19 protein-coding genes and 1 riboswitch are annotated in these 19,256 nt (G+C 42.1%); of the genes, 16 read left to right on the forward strand and 3 right to left on the reverse strand.

Annotation, left to right across the window (positions count from 1 at the left end; genetic code table 11):
- Positions 1 to 55 precede the first annotated feature (55 nt).
- Positions 56 to 373: a PepSY domain-containing protein gene (locus QFZ73_RS18330; protein WP_251429402.1), complete on the reverse strand. Its 318-nt coding sequence runs from the start codon at positions 371 to 373 to the stop codon at positions 56 to 58.
- A gap of 178 nt (positions 374 to 551) precedes the next feature.
- Between QFZ73_RS18330 and QFZ73_RS18335 the strand changes: the two genes are divergently transcribed.
- The 3 genes from QFZ73_RS18335 (at position 552) to QFZ73_RS18345 (ending at position 3,216) form a co-directional block, all read left to right on the forward strand.
- A complete protein-coding gene (locus QFZ73_RS18335) occupies positions 552 to 1,625 on the forward strand; it encodes a M42 family metallopeptidase (protein ID WP_307269142.1) in 1,074 nt (357 codons plus the stop codon).
- An 81-nt stretch (positions 1,626 to 1,706) separates the two neighbouring features.
- A complete protein-coding gene (locus QFZ73_RS18340; RefSeq protein WP_251429508.1) occupies positions 1,707 to 2,228 on the forward strand; it encodes a DUF84 family protein in 522 nt (173 codons plus the stop codon).
- Between the two features lie 118 nt (positions 2,229 to 2,346).
- Positions 2,347 to 3,216 carry an AraC family transcriptional regulator gene (locus tag QFZ73_RS18345; protein ID WP_251429397.1) on the forward strand — a complete coding sequence of 290 codons (870 nt, stop codon included), beginning with the start codon at positions 2,347 to 2,349 and terminating at the stop codon, positions 3,214 to 3,216.
- A 129-nt stretch (positions 3,217 to 3,345) separates the two neighbouring features.
- On the opposite strand, the gene QFZ73_RS18350 is transcribed toward QFZ73_RS18345, so the two are convergent.
- Positions 3,346 to 3,795: a YtoQ family protein gene (locus QFZ73_RS18350; protein ID WP_251429394.1), complete on the reverse strand. Its 450-nt coding sequence runs from the start codon at positions 3,793 to 3,795 to the stop codon at positions 3,346 to 3,348.
- A 122-nt stretch (positions 3,796 to 3,917) separates the two neighbouring features.
- Here QFZ73_RS18350 and QFZ73_RS18355 point away from each other — a divergent pair, with 122 nt between their 5' ends.
- From QFZ73_RS18355 to murC, 7 genes are all read left to right on the forward strand, one after another.
- A complete protein-coding gene (locus QFZ73_RS18355; RefSeq protein WP_307269149.1) occupies positions 3,918 to 4,424 on the forward strand; it encodes a hypothetical protein in 507 nt (168 codons plus the stop codon).
- 108 nt (positions 4,425 to 4,532) lie between these two features.
- A complete protein-coding gene (locus tag QFZ73_RS18360; RefSeq protein WP_207436825.1) occupies positions 4,533 to 4,844 on the forward strand; it encodes a thioredoxin family protein in 312 nt (103 codons plus the stop codon).
- A 50-nt stretch (positions 4,845 to 4,894) separates the two neighbouring features.
- Positions 4,895 to 5,701 carry a DUF1444 domain-containing protein gene (locus QFZ73_RS18365; protein WP_251429389.1) on the forward strand — a complete coding sequence of 269 codons (807 nt, stop codon included), beginning with the start codon at positions 4,895 to 4,897 and terminating at the stop codon, positions 5,699 to 5,701.
- Positions 5,702 to 5,987: 286 nt separating this feature from the next.
- Positions 5,988 to 6,089, forward strand: a riboswitch (glycine riboswitch).
- A gap of 391 nt (positions 6,090 to 6,480) precedes the next feature.
- Entirely contained in the window at positions 6,481 to 6,915 is a 435-nt protein-coding gene (locus tag QFZ73_RS18370) for a hypothetical protein (RefSeq protein WP_307269154.1), read from the forward strand.
- Between the two features lie 201 nt (positions 6,916 to 7,116).
- Positions 7,117 to 8,304 carry an amidohydrolase gene (locus QFZ73_RS18375; RefSeq protein WP_307272899.1) on the forward strand — a complete coding sequence of 396 codons (1,188 nt, stop codon included), beginning with the start codon at positions 7,117 to 7,119 and terminating at the stop codon, positions 8,302 to 8,304.
- A 425-nt stretch (positions 8,305 to 8,729) separates the two neighbouring features.
- A complete protein-coding gene (locus QFZ73_RS18380) occupies positions 8,730 to 11,570 on the forward strand; it encodes a DNA translocase FtsK (RefSeq protein ID WP_373458956.1) in 2,841 nt (946 codons plus the stop codon).
- 285 nt (positions 11,571 to 11,855) lie between these two features.
- Entirely contained in the window at positions 11,856 to 13,160 is a 1,305-nt protein-coding gene (gene murC, locus QFZ73_RS18385) for a UDP-N-acetylmuramate--L-alanine ligase (RefSeq protein ID WP_251429383.1), read from the forward strand.
- Between the two features lie 79 nt (positions 13,161 to 13,239).
- On the opposite strand, the gene QFZ73_RS18390 is transcribed toward murC, so the two are convergent.
- Positions 13,240 to 14,352: an aminopeptidase gene (locus QFZ73_RS18390; protein ID WP_307269159.1), complete on the reverse strand. Its 1,113-nt coding sequence runs from the start codon at positions 14,350 to 14,352 to the stop codon at positions 13,240 to 13,242.
- 229 nt (positions 14,353 to 14,581) lie between these two features.
- Here QFZ73_RS18390 and QFZ73_RS18395 point away from each other — a divergent pair, with 229 nt between their 5' ends.
- The 6 genes from QFZ73_RS18395 (at position 14,582) to ccpA (ending at position 19,195) form a co-directional block, all read left to right on the forward strand.
- Positions 14,582 to 15,091 (forward strand): DUF948 domain-containing protein, encoded by a 510-nt coding sequence (locus QFZ73_RS18395; protein WP_307269162.1) that lies wholly within the window; start codon positions 14,582 to 14,584, stop codon positions 15,089 to 15,091.
- Between the two features lie 47 nt (positions 15,092 to 15,138).
- Positions 15,139 to 15,711: a YtxH domain-containing protein gene (locus tag QFZ73_RS18400; RefSeq protein WP_307269167.1), complete on the forward strand. Its 573-nt coding sequence runs from the start codon at positions 15,139 to 15,141 to the stop codon at positions 15,709 to 15,711.
- A gap of 129 nt (positions 15,712 to 15,840) precedes the next feature.
- Positions 15,841 to 16,167, forward strand: a complete 327-nt coding sequence (ytxJ, locus tag QFZ73_RS18405; protein WP_307269170.1) for a bacillithiol system redox-active protein YtxJ — start codon at positions 15,841 to 15,843, stop codon at positions 16,165 to 16,167.
- 103 nt (positions 16,168 to 16,270) lie between these two features.
- Positions 16,271 to 16,441, forward strand: a complete 171-nt coding sequence (locus tag QFZ73_RS18410; RefSeq protein WP_307269173.1) for a hypothetical protein — start codon at positions 16,271 to 16,273, stop codon at positions 16,439 to 16,441.
- Positions 16,442 to 16,732: 291 nt separating this feature from the next.
- Positions 16,733 to 17,809, forward strand: coding sequence for a bifunctional 3-deoxy-7-phosphoheptulonate synthase/chorismate mutase (locus QFZ73_RS18415; RefSeq protein ID WP_063232679.1), 1,077 nt, complete (start codon positions 16,733 to 16,735; stop codon positions 17,807 to 17,809).
- 381 nt (positions 17,810 to 18,190) lie between these two features.
- Entirely contained in the window at positions 18,191 to 19,195 is a 1,005-nt protein-coding gene (gene ccpA, locus QFZ73_RS18420) for a catabolite control protein A (protein ID WP_063232680.1), read from the forward strand.
- Positions 19,196 to 19,256: the final 61 nt, after the last annotated feature.

The following is a 19,256-nucleotide window of genomic DNA, read 5'->3' on the forward strand; positions in this document are numbered from 1 at the left end:
ACTCTTTTTTTATTGTCTACTTGACAGGGTTATGTGCAGCCCTCCTATTTTTATTTCAATCATTTTGCGCATTAAGCTCCAAAATCGTTCCTGTCGAGGCATCTGCAACAAATTCGAATTGCTCGCGTTTACCCTCTGTGTTTCTGGTGATCCCGCCTTTGTACACTTCATAGTCCAAATCATTTTTTGAAAAGTTCTCCGGCTTCATCAAGATCCATGAGCCATATATATTTCCATCCTTTTTGACTGTTTCCTTCACTTGGGCCAAGACTTTATCCGGAGAAGGTTTACTTGATTGATCCAATAGTTGTTTTGTGGCAAAGCCAGCGGCAAACCCAGCTGCAGTACCTAGTAAAAACGTTTTCCAATTCATTGATTTCTCCTCCATTGCATTTTTTAAAATAACTTCTTCTAGTATACAGAAGTACGCTTTATTTGACTAATAATTTGAAATTTTACCCATTAACTGATAAATTAGAACTTTCTAGTGTAACACGTTGCTAAGTTTTGTAAAATAGTAAGAAACAATACATAGGTTAGGGGTAGAAAAAATGAATCATGAGACTTTGGAGCTTTTTAAAACATTGACGGAATTACCGGGAGCCTCGGGAAATGAACATGCAGTTCGGAGTTTCATGAAGAGTGAGCTGGAAAAGTATTCGGATGAAATCGTCCAAGATCGCCTTGGCGGAATATTTGGCGTAAAAAGAGGCAATGAGGATGGGCCGACTGTACTAGTTGCCGGGCACATGGATGAAGTGGGATTCATGGTCACCTCCGTAACGGAAAATGGAATGATTCGCTTTCAGACCCTGGGAGGCTGGTGGAGTCAAGTGCTTTTGGCCCAAAGAGTCGAAATCATAACCGATAACGGTCCGGTCATTGGTGTCATCGGGTCGATTCCACCCCATTTGCTTGATGAATCGCAACGCTCAAAACCAATGGATATCAAAAATATGCTGATTGATATCGGGGCGGACGACAAGGAAGATGTGAAGAGAATCGGTATTAAGCCAGGTCAGCAGATTGTACCGATTTGTCCATTCACGCCGATGGCCAATGAGAAAAAAATCCTCGCAAAAGCGTGGGATAATCGTTACGGCTGCGGACTTGCGATTGAATTGTTAAAAGATTTAAAAGGTGAAACGTTACCGAATATCTTATATTCCGGAGCAACCGTCCAGGAGGAAGTGGGATTACGGGGTGCGCAAACGGCAGCTCATATGATCAAACCGGATCTTTTTTTCGCTTTGGATGCAAGTCCGGCGAACGATATGTCCGGCAGTAAAAGTGAATTTGGCCAGCTGGGGAAAGGGGCACTGCTCCGCATTTTTGATCGTTCGATGGTTACGCATCGCGGCATGAGGGAATTCATCCTTGATACGGCCGAGTCGAATGATATTCCGTATCAATATTTCGTTTCCCAAGGCGGCACGGATGCCGGGCAGGTCCATATTGCAAACGAAGGCATTCCAAGCGGGGTGATTGGCATTTGTTCCCGTTATATTCATACACATGCATCCATGATTCATATTGATGATTATGCCGCTGCACGTGAACTGATTGGGAAATTGGTTCGTTCCTGTGATAAAACGACATTCGAGACCTTGATAAAAAACGGTTGATGAAGGAAGCTGAAATGGAATGGGATGCTGTCATGAATCCTTTTCCATCAGCTTTTTTTATATAGAAGGAAGGTAATGATATTGAAAATAGCAGTAGGCAGTAAGAATCCGGCGAAAGTAAGTGCCGTGCTTGGCGTATATGAAGATGCAGAAATCATTTCGCTTCAAGTGGAGAGCGGGGTCCCGGAACAGCCTTTTTCAGATGAGGAAACGATGGAGGGGGCAATGACACGTGCCCGGAATTGCTTGATTCACAGTGATGCCGAAATGGGTATCGGACTCGAAGGCGGTGTCGTGAAAATGGGACAAGGCCTGTTTCTGTGTAATTGGGGTGCGATGGCCACGAGGGACGGTGAGGTCTTTGTAGCTGGCGGAGCGAGAATCCCACTGCCGGGAATTGTTGCTGAGAAGCTGCAGGACGGTGAAGAGTTAGGCCCTGTGATGGACGCCTTCACAAGGCAAGAGAATATTAGCAAAAAGGAAGGAGCGATCGGCGTGTTTACAAATGAGCGAATCACCAGGGGGGAAATGTTCCTTCATATCATGAGGATGCTAGCCGGTCAATTCGAGTATAAGCTGAGAATGAAAAATCAGGATTTTTGAATCACTGTCATGGAAAGGCGGGTTTTGAATGATGGAAACGAACACTGCCAAAACAGAGCAGAATCAGACAGGATTTTATTGAACGGCCTTGCTAGTATAGTGACAAGGGGTGAGCGGAATGGGGTGGGTTGAATCAATCCAAAAGGCCATCGAATATATCGAGGAGCACTTATTGGAGGACCTGACGATCGAGAGCATTTCCAGGCAGGCGAATGCCTCAGCTTTTCATTTTCAACGGACATTCACCATCTTAACGGATATTACCATTGGTGAATATATCCGGCGTCGAAGACTGACCTTAGCCGCCCAGGAGATTTCATCCACAAATGGCAAGGTCATTGATTTAGCCTACAAGTATGGCTATGACACCCCCGAGGCATTCTCAAAAGCTTTTCGAAGGCAGCATGGGATATCTCCAAGCGAAGCCCGAAAGTATATGGGGAAGATGAAATTCTATGAACGCCTGGTGATACAGGTGATTGTGAAAGGGGCAAAACCGATGAAATACAATATCCTTGAAAGGGATTCCTTTCAATTGATTGGAATCAAGCAAGAGTTTTCCTTGGTTAATGAAGAGAATTTGATTGGGATTCCGAAGTTATGGGAGAAAGTGAATTCGGATGGGACAGGAGATCGGTTAGCGAAGTTGAACAATGGCCAAATAGATGGCTTGATTGGTGTATGTGTCGATAAGCGGGCAGTGGAAAAAAATGAAACGATGGATTATTGGATAGGTGCAGAGTATGCCGGGAAAGTGCCTGAAGAGTTTTCAGCCCTTACTATACCGGCTTCCAAGTGGGTTGTATTCGAAGTTCACGGACCTATGCCTGATAGCATCCAACAAGCTTGGAAGCGAATTTTTTCCGAATGGTTCCCTACCAGCGGTCATGAACATGCAGGAACTCCCGAATTGGAAGTATACGCGAACGACGACGCTTCAAACCCTGACTATTACTCCGAAATTTGGATACCCATTAAAAAGGGATAAGGTTCAACCTAAATTTATTCGTTTTTCGCTTGCAGGGGAGGTTAGGCATCTAATTTCCCCTGCAAGCTTTTTATTTGGGTGAATATGAAATGATCAGTCCTTCATACTTGAACCCTTGGCAAGGGAGATTTACAGCCCTTCTTCAAAAATATAAGATAGAACCTTCATGGCTTGGTTCACGGATTCGACCGTGACGCTCGCCTTTTCCGATAATTCCTTTAAGGCATGGTGATGGGATTCCGGGCGAATCAAAATAAGCGGTTTACCCAGGGAAACGGCGGTGCTTGCGTCCATGGCCGTATTCCACTGTTTATATTTCTCCCCAAACAGAGCGACGACAAGATCAGCTTTTTTCATCAAAAGACCTGTCCGCAAATTATTGATTTGGGAAGCGGCCGCATCCTTCAGAATGGGGTTAGGCTGTTCCCCAAGAATATCTTCACCGATATTATCAGAGCGTTCATGATTTTCCATCGGGCCGACGAATTCTAAAGGAAGTTTCAGTGCAGCGGTCTTATCTCTCAACTCGCTTCTCCAATTTGAATGGATCTCCCCAGCAAGATACACGGTTAATTTCATTGTTTTCCTCCTCGGTATTTAAATTGCTTTCATTGTATCATGTTTTGAGAAAATGGATGAATTTCATAAATAAGGATAATAGTATCCTTAAGTGAGTAAAAGAGATGGCTGGAGGAATGACGATGGCATTATCGAATAAAAAATTTCTTGTTTTCCTGTTAATAAGCAGTTTGATTGTGGGATGCTCAGGTATTGAGAGGCAAACCGAAAAGGCAATGAAGGCCGCAGAAGTGGCTTTTCGTGACGACGAAAAACAGCCCGATCTCGAGGCAGGGCTTATTCAGGTCTATCTGCCAAAGGATTTTAAGGTAGTAGAAGAACATGATAATAATTTGATTTTACAAAAAGGTGATAAGATTTATATATTATTTGTCAATCCAAATGAAAAAGAAGACAGCTCCGTTTTATATTTGGCAATGAAGCAACAAAAGGATCAATATGTAGTGCTGCATTCTTTTCAAACTGATGATAAATTCGGCTTTATCTCGATCAAAGAGATACCGAAAGAAAAGTATGAGCTTGCAGTGGGGATCGGAGGGGTGAAGCTGACAACCGAAACGGATAAAGATCAATTAAAAACCGATGCGAAACAAATGATGGAAATCGTTTCATCCGTGCCCCAGAAATAAGATGACCCGGTCGTTCAACCGATCCGAATTAATGGTTGATTCGCGGAGAGTCTGGTATGATGGGATTATAAAAAATAAGGTGTCATTTAGAGCAGGAGGAATATTCAAATGGAAAATTTACAAACCGTTGAGCAATATGATGCATTGAAAAATGAAGGCAAACATATCTTTCTTTTTTCAGCAACATGGTGTGGAGATTGCCGTGTAATCGAACCGATAATGCCTGAGATAGAAACGAAATTTCCTGACTTTACATTCATTTATGTTGACCGTGATGAATTCATCGATGTGTGTGCAGCTAATGATGTATTCGGTATACCAAGTTTCATTGCGTATGATAATGGCAAAGAGCTAGGCAGATTCGTAAGCAAGGATCGCAAAACACAAGAACAAATTGAGGAATTCATACAATCACTATAATCAATTTCCCCTTCTCGCTGGGGATTTTTCAATGAAGAGGAGGGTCAGTCATGAAAATGGATAGCACGAAGCTGAAAAATATCTTGAAGGAACGCCTAAAAGATGGGAATCGCACATTCAAATTCGATAGCAAGCAAGATACGTTACGGGTGGAGAATGTGAAGACCGGGAAAGGGATCACCATCGAGTTGCCTCCTGTACTTGCTAACTATGAAAACGTACAGGAAAAAGCCATCGATGAAATTACCTATTACGTGGAAGAGGCCCTGAATGTGATGGGGGAAGAACACAGCATGGAGGGCAAGGAGAAATGCATTTTCCCAGTCATTCGCTCGACCTCCTTCCCAATGGAATCCGAAGAAGGAAATCCATTTTTATTCGATGAGCATACGGCTGAAACCCGGATTTTTTATGCCCTTGATTTAGGGAAAACTTACCGTCTCATAGATGAAAAGATGATTCAACGGGAAAATTGGCAGGGTGACAGGATCCGTGAAATTGCCCTTTTCAATGCCCGTTCCCTATCCACTGAAATGAAGTCGGATATCGTTGCAGATAATGCATTTTATTTTTTGAACACGAATGATGGATATGATGCCAGCAGGATCCTGAATGAATCCTGGCTTCGGGAAATGAAGGACAAGATCGAGGGAACCATGGCTGTGGCCATTCCCCATCAGGATGTCATCATCATTGCCGATGTGAAGAATGATACGGGCTATGATATTCTTGCGCAAATGGCGATGAGCTTCTTTGCCAGCGGTCATGTTCCGATTACGGCTCTATCATTCCTTTATGAAGAAAATGAGTTGGAGCCCATCTTCATTATGGGTAAAAACAAAAAGCGTGAACAATAATATATTGAATCACAAAAGGACCGTGTCAGCATCTGGCAGCGGTCCTTTTAAAGTTTAGTAGAGTCTCCTTAACTTCAACAAGGGAATCAGGAAAAGAGTTGATATTTGTTATTTAATGGGTAATAATATAATTGGAATATTTCGGAAATATAAAAATGAATCCCTGAATATCAAACTATATAAGCGGATGAACGTTGTGGGAGATTGCAAAGCATTGAGCCACCGAAGGAGCAAGTTCCAAAAACATCCCTTGGAGCAAATCTCTCAGGTAAATGGAACCGCAGCTGGACGCAACTCTGGAGAGCGCGCAGGAAGTGTGCCGCCAACGGGGAAATCTCCATGACCAAAATGGAGCTAAACTCTCAGGTAAAAGGACAGAGAAGGGAGCAGTTAGTTTACGCAACCCTTCTCCGTCCTTTTTGTCGTCCAATATAAGAATGGGTCCATTGCAATTAATTGAGCAGAAGCGGCTTTTGCTTAGACGAGGTAAATGTAGTTCCGGCATTATAAAAAGATTTTCATTGGTTTTCCGGAGGTAGTTATGCCGATTATAAGAAATATTGAATTATTCTTTCCAGAGGATAGACAGGCAAATTTAATCTTTTATAGGGAAACAAGATGTATCGCTTCTTTATACAGTCGTTTGCTTCCGGAATTCAAAACGGATGAATATAAGGGAATATTGATTAATTGTGTATCCGGCTTGAGGCATAATAAACAAATTAGACGCTGATTCGTTTATTATGTTTAATTTTAAATCCGTTTTCGCTGAGATTAATATGAAAGAGTTTTTCTCTTTGCCTACGGACCGAAGGAAAAAAGAATATACACTTGAAGTTATGCAAAAACCTTTAGAACAAGTAGCAAAGGAACTTAATTGTGATATTGGCCTTTTTAAGGATATCCATCAAAAAATAATAAACCTGGACTTTGAGAACAAGTGGATTTATGCGAAGAAAAGCAGCCCTAACAGAAAATATTCTTGCAGTATTGTCTGTGAACAAGAAGTTCTTTATAGAAGAGAACGGATTATGAGAGAAATTGATACAGATGAACAGCATCTTTTCAGCAAATTAGGAAAAATAGGGTGGACACACAATCATAAAGTTTCATTTTCAGATCCAGATTATAAAACTAAATTTATAGTCACCTTTTTGGAAAGGAATAGCTCCGGGAGCTTATATTGGAAATGTGAACAGCAAATATTCCAATAGAATCCTTTTTAATAATACCTAGAATATCCGAAGCTTTAGTGAAGCAACTAAGTAAGGACCTACAAGCAGGGTCCTTTACTATTACGCTGTTTATCAACAATGATATTTAACAGAGCATGATGTATAAATGCTATACATGGGACACGAAAGGCATACCTGACCAACAAATCATAATCAAATAGGGGGAGAATAATCGTGAACGTGAAAAGCAAATTAATGAACATGCTGGAAGCCCGTAAAGGGGAAATGGTTCAAATTCGCCGTCATTTACACGAGAATCCGGAACTATCCTTCAAAGAAGAGAAAACGGCACAATATATCATTGATTTTTATAAAGGGAAAGATGTGTCGATTCAAACGAATGTAGGAAACGGATTAGGGATCATCGTATCGATCGAAGGCGGAAAACCAGGGAAAACGATAGGTCTCCGTGCGGATTTCGATGCATTGCCGATTACAGAAGAAGCGGAGGTCCCGTTCCGTTCAAAAAATGAAGGTGTCATGCATGCCTGCGGACACGATGGGCATACCGCGTATTTATTGGTATTGGCAGACTGCATCAATGAGCTGAAAGATTCCTTATCAGGTACGATCAAAATAATCCATCAACATGCAGAAGAAACACCCCCAGGTGGAGCAAAAAGCATTATGGAATCAGGGTTTTTGGATGAACTGGATGCTGTTTTCGGAATCCATTTATTTCCTTCTCATCCAGCAGGGGTTGTCGGGTATCGCGGCGGCTATTCGATGGCTGGACGGACCTATTTCAAGTTAGCGATAAAGGGTGTAGGCGGCCATGGTTCCTCCCCGCATATGGCTAATGATGCCATTGTGGCAGGCGCCCACTTCGTGACAGCCGTACAAACCGTAGTCAGCCGTCGGTTGAACCCTTTTGATATGGGCGTAGTCACAATCGGCTCCTTCGATGGAAAAGGAAGCTTTAATGTCATAAAAGATCGTATAGAAATTGAAGGGGATGTCCGTTATATGACAGCAGAGACCCAACAGCTGATCGATAAGGAAATCCACCGGATCGTCAAAGGGATAGAAACGGAATTTGATGTTCAGTGCGAACTTGCATATGTGCCGGATTATCCTCCGTTATATAATGACCCTGAACTGACTGGATTCGTGAAAAATAGCCTGGAAAGCATGAATGACAAAGATATTAAGAAGGTCGTGGAATTTCCGGTTTTCTCAGGTTCAGAAGATTTTTCATATTATGCAGAAAAGATTCCTGGCTGCTTCTTTTACATTGGCTGTAAACCGAAAGGGGTGGAGAAGGCATATTTCAATCACCATCCTAAATTCGACATTGATGAAGATGCCCTTTTGATCGCTTCCAAATCAGTGGCGCAGGTTGTATGCAGTTTTTATGAATGGAAATAGTCCCTTTGGTCTTTGTTTACAAAAAAAACGCTGGAACCCACAAAACACCGTTCGGTATTAACGAACGGTGTTTTGTGGGTTTCGGCAGGTATTTGGATGCCACCGGAGGTTTCGTGAAGGATGAAGCAGTGAATTGCCAGTCTGCTTCATGGGCTGCATGAAAACTTAATCTCTTTGTAAACGCGATTTAACAGCGGTGTTTTATTTAAATAGTAGACTAGGGACTAATGTTATTTCGTGATGGATAGGTTTAAACTCATTTCAGAAGGGGTTTAATAGGGTAGGAGTTCTGCGAAATACGTTAAGTTAGTAAGAATTCGATAAAAAAAAAGATACTAATCCCAATTTAGCTTAAATTTTCTCGATATTTTTAAAATAACTGGTAGAATTAGTTACATACTACAGATGTAGAAAGAGTGATAGTTTTGAAATGGCTAAATAAGATGAAAAAATGGTTCCAAGCAGAGGAAATTATTGAAATCGAAGAAATTATTATAGATGAACCGCTTGATGAAGAGACATTAAGGAAAATGGATTTTTCGAAGCTTTCGAAGTCAAAGGAAGAAGAAATAAAGGTTTATAATCAAAAAGTGGAAAAAATGTCCCAGACGCCAGACCCGGATACGAAAATCCTGTTTCAATATCCAAAAGGACAGTTCAAGTTTCCGCTCATTCCAGACCGGGAGCAGAACAAACGAAAGCCCAGGGAAAGAAACAGGGAAGAAAACGAACCCAAACAGGGGAAGAATGTGACCAAAGAAACGACGAGAAGGCCTGTAAGGGATCCTGAACCAAAACGGAGAAGCTTTGATCGGGAGGAAACCTCAAAAATAGTCCCGTCAAATACTCCATTCCGCCCAACGGAAATTCCTTCACCCATTTATGGGTTCCGTCGTCCGGAAAAAAAAATAGTCCCTTCTGAAGAAATTGTCGAATATGAATTAGAAAGCAAAATGCCTGTCCTTAAAAAAGAAGAACCTGCCATCGAGATTCCGGTATCCATTCCTGATATCTCAAAAGAAGTGTCCCATGAGGAATTGACGGTAGAACCATCCGTTCTTATACCGGAACAAGCGGAAGAAAAAAGGGGAGATTCGGAGATACCCGCTTTCTTTCGGAGGAATTCCATTGAATCCCTGCCAGAAGAAGCAGTAAGCGAGCCTAACGTAATTGAGCCTGCGGTAGAAAAAGAGGATATTGAACAGGACCAACTCGATTTTGGACGCGAAGTTGCTGTATCCATCATGGAACAGGCGGACGCCACACCGCCTGAAGCTATATCGGTTCCTGGGGAGGTTGCTGTACAACCAACTGAACCATCCGTCAGTCAAGGGACACTGCCTGAAAGTGATCAATCAGAGGCAATACCTGAAGTGCAGCATAAACGTCCAAAAAAACATATCCCATTTAATGTAATGATGCTTAAGCAAGATCGGGAAAAAAATGACTTCATGAATAGAATGATGCCGGAAAAAAAAAGCTTTAATTCGGAAAGGGCAGTAGTTTCACCTGATAAGCGACCAATGAATGATGCTGCTGAAACGGAGGCAGTACAAGCGAAACCATCTGCAATTCCTGAACGGAAACCGGAGGAAGGCAGAGTTATTTTGAAAGAGGAGACTCCGGTCATTACACCAACCTTTCTGGACACTAAGGTTGGTTCAGAAACCGCCGCCGTGCCTGAGAACACAGTTGAATCCAATATCGTTTCGAACCCTGAGCCGCTCTTTGAACAGGAAACCCCCATTTCTGGAAATGGGTATCAAGAAGCAGTTTATACAGAGGCGGCAGCAGAAAGTGGCCAGGGCGATAACCCGGCAGTTTTTGGCTCCGTGGAAGCGGATGATAATCCATACTATGTGTTTCCGAATATAGAATTGCTGACACCTCCCACTTATGCTGTTCATGATGATGAGTGGCTCGAGGAACAGACTTTATTACTTGATGAGACATTGAAAAATTTCAATGTCCGTGCTAAGGTCGTCAATGTCACTCAAGGACCTGCAGTAACTCGTTTCGAGGTGCATCCGGAGCCGGGGGTGAAGGTGAATAAAGTGACGAACCTGATGGATGATATCAAGTTAAGCCTTGCTGCTCAGGATATGCGGATGGAAGCGCCTATTCCGGGTAAACATACAATTGGCATCGAGATTCCGAACAGGAAAAGCAAACCGGTATTTTTGCGGGAGGTTTTGGAAAGTACTGAGTTTCAAGAGCATGAATCACCGCTTGCTGTGGCTTTAGGACTCGATATATCCGGTCAGCCGATTATCACGGATTTGAGAAAGATGCCGCATGGATTGATAGCCGGGCAAACGGGATCGGGGAAAAGTGTCTGTATCAACACCATGCTGGTCAGCTTGCTGTATAAAGCGACGCCGCAGGAGTTGAAATTACTGTTGATCGATCCGAAAATGGTCGAGCTTGCCCCATATAACCGGATCCCGCATTTGGTCAGTCCAGTCATAACCGATGTAAAAGCCGCTACGGCTGCGTTGAAATGGGCTGTTGAGGAGATGGAACGGCGTTATGAATTGTTTGTACATGCCGGTGTACGTGATATCACCCGCTTTAATGACCAAGCGGAAAAAGCCGGTCAATATTCAAGCAAGCTGCCTTATATCCTGGTGATCATCGATGAGCTTGCGGATCTAATGATGATGTCCCCGGCTGATGTAGAGGAAGCGATTTGCCGGATTGCTCAAAAGGCCCGTGCCTGCGGCATCCATTTGATTGTAGCCACTCAAAGACCTTCAGTCGATGTCATAACTGGATTGATCAAGGCAAATATCCCGACAAGGATCGCTTTTTCGGTTTCTTCACAAGTCGACTCCCGGACAATCATCGATAGCGGCGGTGCCGAAAAATTATTGGGAAGAGGAGATATGTTATTCGCTGAAAACGGCTCTTCAAAAACGGTGCGCCTGCAAGGGACTTTTGTGAGTGATGAAGAAATCGATCAAGTCGTCAACCATGTTAAACTGGAGCAGCAGCCGAAATATCTGTTTGAACAGGAAGACTTGCTGAACAGGGCCCAGGTCACGGAAGAAGCGGATGAACTGTTTTTCGAGGCCTGTGAATTTGTCGTGAGCCAGCAGGCTGCATCTGCATCGAGTGTCCAAAGGCGTTTCCGTGTCGGTTATAACCGTGCAGCGCGTCTAATAGAAATGATGGAGCAACAGGGAGTCGTTTCCGAATCCAGGGGCTCAAGGCCCAGGGATGTATTGATTACGGAAGAAGAACTGGAATTTTTACATGTTAATTAAGAGAACCTAATAAAAGGAAATTGTATATAATGTGAAAGGGTGAAAACCCTTTTTTATCCCCTTACTTGAGGGAAAATCCAATGATTTGATAAATTGGCATCTGCCTGACATGGATGAATGAATAAAAAAGTGATATAATAGTTTTTTGTTGATGAATGAATGAAAATATATGCTTGAAAAACCTATGAAGAAATTGCGTTACTAACAAGTCTCGTAATGGGAAAACAAATAAAAGATGACGTCATATACTGTCATACAGGTAGACGATTGGTGGAGGTTCGCTTTATGACTGCTTACCATTTTGTGGGAATTAAAGGGTCGGGTATGAGTGCTCTGGCACAAATGCTGCATGATATGAATATTGAAGTGCAGGGTTCCGATTACGAAAAAGAATTTTTTACACAATTGGCATTAGAAAAAGCCGGGATTAAAATCCTTCCTTTTAACGAGGAAAATATTCAACCTGGAATGACCATCATTGCAGGTAATGCGTTTCCGGATAGTCATCCGGAAATCGTGAGGGCAAAAGAACTTGATTTGCCTATTATCCGTTATCACCGTTTCCTAGGTGATTTCATGAAAAACTTCATCAGCGTGGCCGTTACGGGAGCTCATGGTAAAACATCGACGACCGGCTTACTTGCCCATGTAATGGGGGGCGCTAAACCGACATCCTTCTTGATTGGGGATGGAACGGGTAAAGGAATCGCGAATTCTGATTACTTCGTATTCGAAGCATGTGAATATCGCCGTCATTTCCTTTCCTATTATCCGGATTATGCAATCATGACGAATATCGATTTTGATCATCCTGATTATTACGCCAATGTCGAAGACGTGTTCGAGGCTTTCCAATCGATGGCCCTTCAAGTCAACAAAGGCATCATTGCGTGCGGGGATGATGAGCATTTACCACATATTCAGGCGAAAGTACCGGTTATTTTTTACGGATTTGCAGAAGGAAATGATTTTCAAGCGAAAAATGTTTCCGTCACTCCGGATGGCACGACTTTTGATGTGCATGTAAGGAACAATTACTATGATACATTCACTATTCCTACTTTTGGAAAGCATAATGTGTTGAATGCACTTGGTGTCATTGCACTTTGTAAATATGAAAACTTGGATACGGAAGCTGTGAAAGCCCAATTGCGGACTTTTGGCGGAGTTAAACGCCGGTTCTCCGAAAAGGAAATCGGAAGTCAGATCATCATTGATGATTATGCACACCATCCGACCGAGATCTCTGCAACTGTTGACTCGGCGCGTCAGAAATATCCAGAGCGTGAAGTTGTTGCGGTATTCCAGCCGCATACTTTCTCGAGAACGCAGGCATTCCTGGATGAATTCGCCGACAGCTTGAATTTGGCTGACAAAGTATACTTATGTGAAATTTTTGGATCTGCTCGTGAACATCAAGGGAAGTTATCGATTGAAGACCTTCAAGATAAGATTCCCGGTGCCGAGCTGATTACGGAGAACACAACATCAATATTGCAACATCATGAAAACAGTGTCGTGTTATTCATGGGTGCGGGGGACATTCAAAAGTTCCAAGCAGCCTATGAGCATTCACTGCAGGTAAAATAAAAAAAACGACCATCCGTTAGTAACGGATCGGTCGTTTTTTATTGGTTTTTCCCAGCACGTCATGCTGCTGGTTTTTATGTTATTTTAAATTTTCTGGATTTAAGTTTTCCAGTTCCGGTAAAACGAAGCGTCCGTCCTTACGTATCAAGACGTCATCAAAATGGATTTCCCCGCCGCCATATTCAGGTCGCTGAATATTGACCAGGTCCCAGTGAATGTCTGAATGGTTTCCGTTAAAGGCATCATCATAGCATTGTCCGGGAGTGAAATGAAAACTTCCATCAATTTTTTCATCAAAGAGGATATCTTGCATCGGGTGTAGAATATAAGGATTTACACCAATTGCAAATTCACCGACATATCGTGCGCCTTCATCAGTATCAAAAATTTTGTTGATGCGTTCCGTATCATTCGCAACCGCTTCAACGATTTTTCCATCCTTGAATGTTAACTTCACGTTTTCAAAAGTAAAACCCTGATAAGGGGACGGAGTATTATACGAAATCACTCCATTGATGGAATCTTTAACTGGAGCCGTATATACTTCACCGTCAGGAATGTTCAGCTCACCCGCACATTTGATGGCTTTAATGTCTTTGATGGAGAAGGTTAGGTCCGTACCGGGCCCAGATAAGCGGACCTTATCCGTTTTATCCATCAATTCAACAAGGTTGTCCATTGCTGCGCTCATTTTGCCATAGTCGAGGTTGCAGACTTCGAAATAAAAGTCTTCGAATGCTTCTGTGCTCATTTTGGCTAATTGGGCCATGGAATTTGTCGGGTAGCGAAGTACGACCCATTTTGTTTTTGGCACGCGGATATTTCTATGTACTTTACCGACTGTCTGTCCATGAATCGCTATCTTCTCTGAAGGGACATCGGATTGTTCATTGATATTATCCCCGGCACGAAGCCCGATATAAGCATCCATCTGGTTCATTACGTTTGCTTCAAACTCACCCATCATCTTGTACTGTTCTTCTTTGGCACCCATCAGCAAGGCACGATCCACTTGGTGATCCTTTAACTGGACGAATGGGTAACCACCTGCTGCATAGGCTTCATTCACAAGTGCGTTAACAAGTTCACGCTGCAAACCAAAGTTTTCGATCAAGATTCTTTCACCTTTTTGAAGCTTCACGGAATAATTGATTAAGTTTTTGGCCAATGTACCAATTCTGGGATCTTTCATAAAAAATACCTCCATTGTTTAAATTCGACTTATCGTTTCTATCATACCCGATTTCCTGCCATAAGTGTCACCCATGAATTTCATGGAGGAACTGGATGCAGACAACAATATTTCCAGATTAGGGTTTGATAGGGTATATTGAAAAAATAAATACGTTTATAATAATAGGGAAGGGGTAATTAATATCTAACAGCTATTAAATAAGTCGATTTTTTACGGAGGTGTTCCAATGGAGATTATTTTATACGTAAGTGCTGCTGTTGCAGCGATAGCTTTTTTGGTACTTGTTATTTTCCTAACAAAGGTACTGACATCACTTCAAACTACCCTGGACAGTGTGGCCCGGACGCTGACAGGACTAGAGAGCCAAATGCAGGGCATAACGCTCGAAACTACTCAGTTATTACATAAAACGAATACGTTGGCAGAAGATTTACAGCATAAGTCAGAAAACCTGAACACGGTGGTGGATGCCGTGAAGGATGTAGGCACATCCATCTCTAGCTTTAATTCTTCCATCCAAAAGGTTTCCCATAAAGTGCAGGCAGAGATTGATAATAATCAAGAACGAATCTCACAAATTGTACAATGGAGCAATGTAGCCTTGGAGATCAGGGACAAATGGAAATCCAGAAGCAAACAGGCTGCCCCGACCCCAACCGAAAGGGCGGAGTTGGAAAGGGAAGCACTGGAAACTGATAACCTACCTAAAAAAAGGTTTTTACGTTCTAGATCTTAAAATCTAGTTAAATAAAAATGAACTGAAAATTGAAAGGGGAATGTATTATGACTCAAAAAGAATTTGCGGCAAAGGACTATCAGAAATCTTATGAGGACGAACGCGACTCGATCAATTCGAAGGACTTTATGATTGGCGCCTTGATCGGCGGGATGATCGGAGCGGCTACAGCTTTGTTCATGGCCCCGAAAACAGGCAAGGAATTAAGGAATGACTTCAATGAACAAGCTAAAAACATTTCAGAGAAAACAGAAAGATTAAGACAAACGGCGATGGAAAAAGGTACAGTCCTTGCTGATACTGCAAAAGAAAAAACAAGCTCCGTCACGGAAATCGTTTCCAACAAATCTTCAAATATCGTCAATAAAGTGAAAAGCCTAAAAACGGGAAAAGAAAACGGCGATGCGGCTGATGATACGACGAATTCAAGCAATAAGGATATAGATGTAACCGGAACTTCCGATTCTCCTATCGTATCCGTCGAAACGAACTTTGCTAACGGCAATGACTCGGAAAATAATCCTGCAGATCCTACAAGCGGAAACAAGGATGCGGCAAAATTAAAACTTGATGAAGCGAAAAAGGCATTTGATGAGACAGAGAATAACCTAAAGAAATAAACTCCTTGGATTCCTTTAATGGGGATGAAGAGGCATAAAGGGACGAAGAATAAGGCGGTGAAGTGCTTCGATGGCTTCATCGCCTTTTTGATGGTAAAATTTATATGGACAAGGAAAGGAGACTGTTTTATGGTCATGAGTAAAATCGAAACAGAAGAACAATTCAATGAGCTTCTAAAAGAGGATACATTCCTGCTTTTCAAGCATAGTGTAACATGCCCGGTCAGTGCTGAAGCATTTGAACAGTATGAGAGGTACATTTTAGGTAACGAACAACTTAAAACGGGCTATTTAGCCGTTCAGGAAGCTCGTCCACTATCCAATTATGTGGCAGAAACATTTGATGTCAAACATCAATCACCTCAGGCCATCCTGTTTAAAAGTGGAAAACCTGCCTGGAATGAATCTCATTGGCGAATTACATATGATTCATTGAGCAAGGCCATTACTGAATGATTTATGAAGGCCGGATCCTTTTTTAAGGGGTCCGGCCTTTTATTATTCCATCATTAACTGAGGGCAAAAGGATTTTTAAATGATCTCCAGGGGAAACCTTTTCTTGAAAGGCCGTTCCCTGTTCATTAGCATGCAGGGAGTCCAGGCAGCTTGTAACTCTTTAATCATTCTTGGATGGCTCCAGGCAAGAGGCAGACTATTTGATCATGTTCCAAATGCTCTTGAGATAAAATATCAATTAAATTATAGCTTTCTTGTTCTATTTCCAATATAATTCCTACAACGGATTGTTCCAATATTCAGTCTAAATCGTTTTTTATTGTTGAGCAGCACCCGCATTTATGCATTTATAACTTTAATGCTTAAAAGCGTTTAATTATTAAAGAAAAATATAGTGACATTTTTGGACACTTCATTTATAATTGATTTAATCATACATGAAATATTCTAAATTTTTCATTGATAAAACAATTGGGGTGGATGTTCGAGGATCCAGATGGGATTTTTTTTAGTTTGAGTCCGCTGAACCGATTTCTATTTTAAAAAACGAAGGGATGGATTTGTAATGAGCAACAAAGAGCTTGATGGACTTCGTAATCAACTGGATGATGTGAACCTTCAGTTATTACATCTTATTAATCAACGTGCTGAACTTGTACAGGAAATTGGTCGCGTTAAAGAAAAACAAGGTGTAAACCGTTACGATCCCGTCCGTGAAAGAACAATGCTGGATCTTATCGAAGCCAATAATCAAGGACCGCTTGATCTTGGTTCGATTAAACATATTTTCAAAGAGATCTTTAAATTGGGCTTGGAGCTACAAAAGGATGATCAGAAGAAAACGCTTCTTGTATCAAGAAAACAAAAGGCTGAAGACACTATCATCGACATTAAGGGTGAATTGATCGGTAACGGGATTCCTAGCTTCGTTTTCGGGCCATGTGCCGTTGAATCTTATGAACAGACAGCTGCGGTGGCGGAAGTCATTAAAGCTAAAGGTCTGAAATTGATGCGCGGCGGTGCATTTAAGCCACGTACATCTCCATATGACTTCCAAGGGCTTGGTTTGGAAGGTTTACAAATACTTAAACGCGTTGCTGATGAATACGGCTTGGCTGTCATCAGTGAAATCGTGAGTGCCAACGATATCGAAGCGGCCATCGATCATATCGATGTCATCCAAATCGGGGCGCGCAACATGCAAAACTTCGACTTGCTAAAAGCGGCAGGTGCCGTGAATAAACCAGTTCTTTTAAAACGTGGATTGGCTGCAACGATTGAAGAGTTCATTCATGCAGCGGAATACATCATGTCGCAGGGCAATGGCAACATCATCCTTTGTGAACGCGGTATCCGTACTTACGAAAAAGCAACAAGAAATACACTTGATATCTCTGCTGTACCGATTTTAAAACAAGAAACTCATTTACCGGTCATGGTTGATGTAACGCATTCAACTGGACGTCGCGATCTCCTGCTTCCTACGGCTAAAGCGGCTCTTGCAATCGGTGCTGACGGTGTTATGGCTGAAGTGCATCCGGATCCTTCCGTTGCTTTATCGGATTCTGCACAGCAAATGGATTTCAAACAATTTGATGAATTCTACGATGAAATTAAACGTTTGAACTGGGTAACTGTATAAACTGGAAAGTCTTTAAATGATCTACTTACGGCCCTTACCAACTTGGCAAGGGCTTTTTTTAATGGTAAAATACCTATTTTTGCAGAAAAAGCTTCGAAATAAGCACTATTGGATTGCAGGAAAGATTCGACTATCGTATGATAAATAACAAGAATGAGAACTGTTCGGAAGATTGAGTCATACATAAAGTGATTTCTATGTGAATTTTATACTTGAATAGGGTATTGAATATTTGACTGAGAAGAGAGTAGGACTGCATTTTTTGCTAGGCAGATCGTTCCTAAAATAATCTTCCTTATAGAGGAAAACGCATAAAAGATTTATTTCCGAAATAATTCGGGTCTTTTATGGGGAAAATGAAAGAAATGGAGGAATGGATGAATGAATAATATAACCATTTATGATGTGGCGCGTGAGGCGAATGTTTCCATGGCCACCGTTTCCCGCGTTGTTAACGGGAATCCAAATGTAAAGCCTGCAACAAGGAAGAAAGTTTCCGATGTGATTGAGAAGTTAGGGTACCGTCCCAATGCAGTGGCAAGGGGACTGGCTTCAAAGAAAACGACTACAGTCGGGGTCATCATCCCGGATATCTCGAGCATCTTTTTTGCCGAATTGGCACGGGGCATAGAAGATATAGCCACCATGTATAAATACAATATCATTCTAAGCAGTTCTGATGAGAATATAGATAAGGAGTTCCATTTGTTGAATACGATGCTTGGAAAACAAGTGGATGGTATCGTATTCATGGGCGGCAACATTTCTGATGAGCATGTCAAAGAGTTTAAGAATTCACCGGTTCCAATCGTTCTGGCAGGTTCGGTGGATGAAAGCGGACAGGTTCCATCGGTTAATATTGATTATGAGGCGGCGGCATTCGACGCAGTGACCTTCTTCGCTAAAAAAGGCCACAAGCATATCGCTTTTGTAAGCGGAAACCCTTCCGCGCTTATTAATGAAATGAAATTGACTGGTTATAAACGAGGGTTGAAAGAAGCTGGACTTTCATTTGATGAAAGTTATATCGTTGAAGGTGATTATACATATGATTCAGGAATTGAGTCTTTTGAAAAGTACCTGGAAGCTGAAAACAGACCGACGGCATTCATCGCCGGTGCTGATGAAATGGCGCTTGGAATTGTCCATGCCGCACAGGACAAAGGGTATAATGTACCGGAAGACTTTGAAGTGATCAGCTTCGATAACACGAGATTGACATTGATGGTGCGTCCTCAAATCACGACGATCGTTCAACCTTTATATGATATAGGTGCGGTTGCGATGAGGCTTCTTACAAAGTTGATGAATAAAGAGCAAGTGGAGGAAGGTCTTGAAAAAGTGATCCTGCCACATCGGATTGAAAACCGTCAATCAACGAAATAAACTGGTTTGGAGAGTGTCCCGAGGGCACTCTCTTTTTGTTTCTCAAATGTATTCCCGAACA

This window comes from Peribacillus sp. V2I11, from assembly GCF_030817135.1.
In the GTDB taxonomy this organism is placed as follows: Bacteria; Bacillota; Bacilli; order Bacillales; family DSM-1321; genus Peribacillus; species Peribacillus simplex.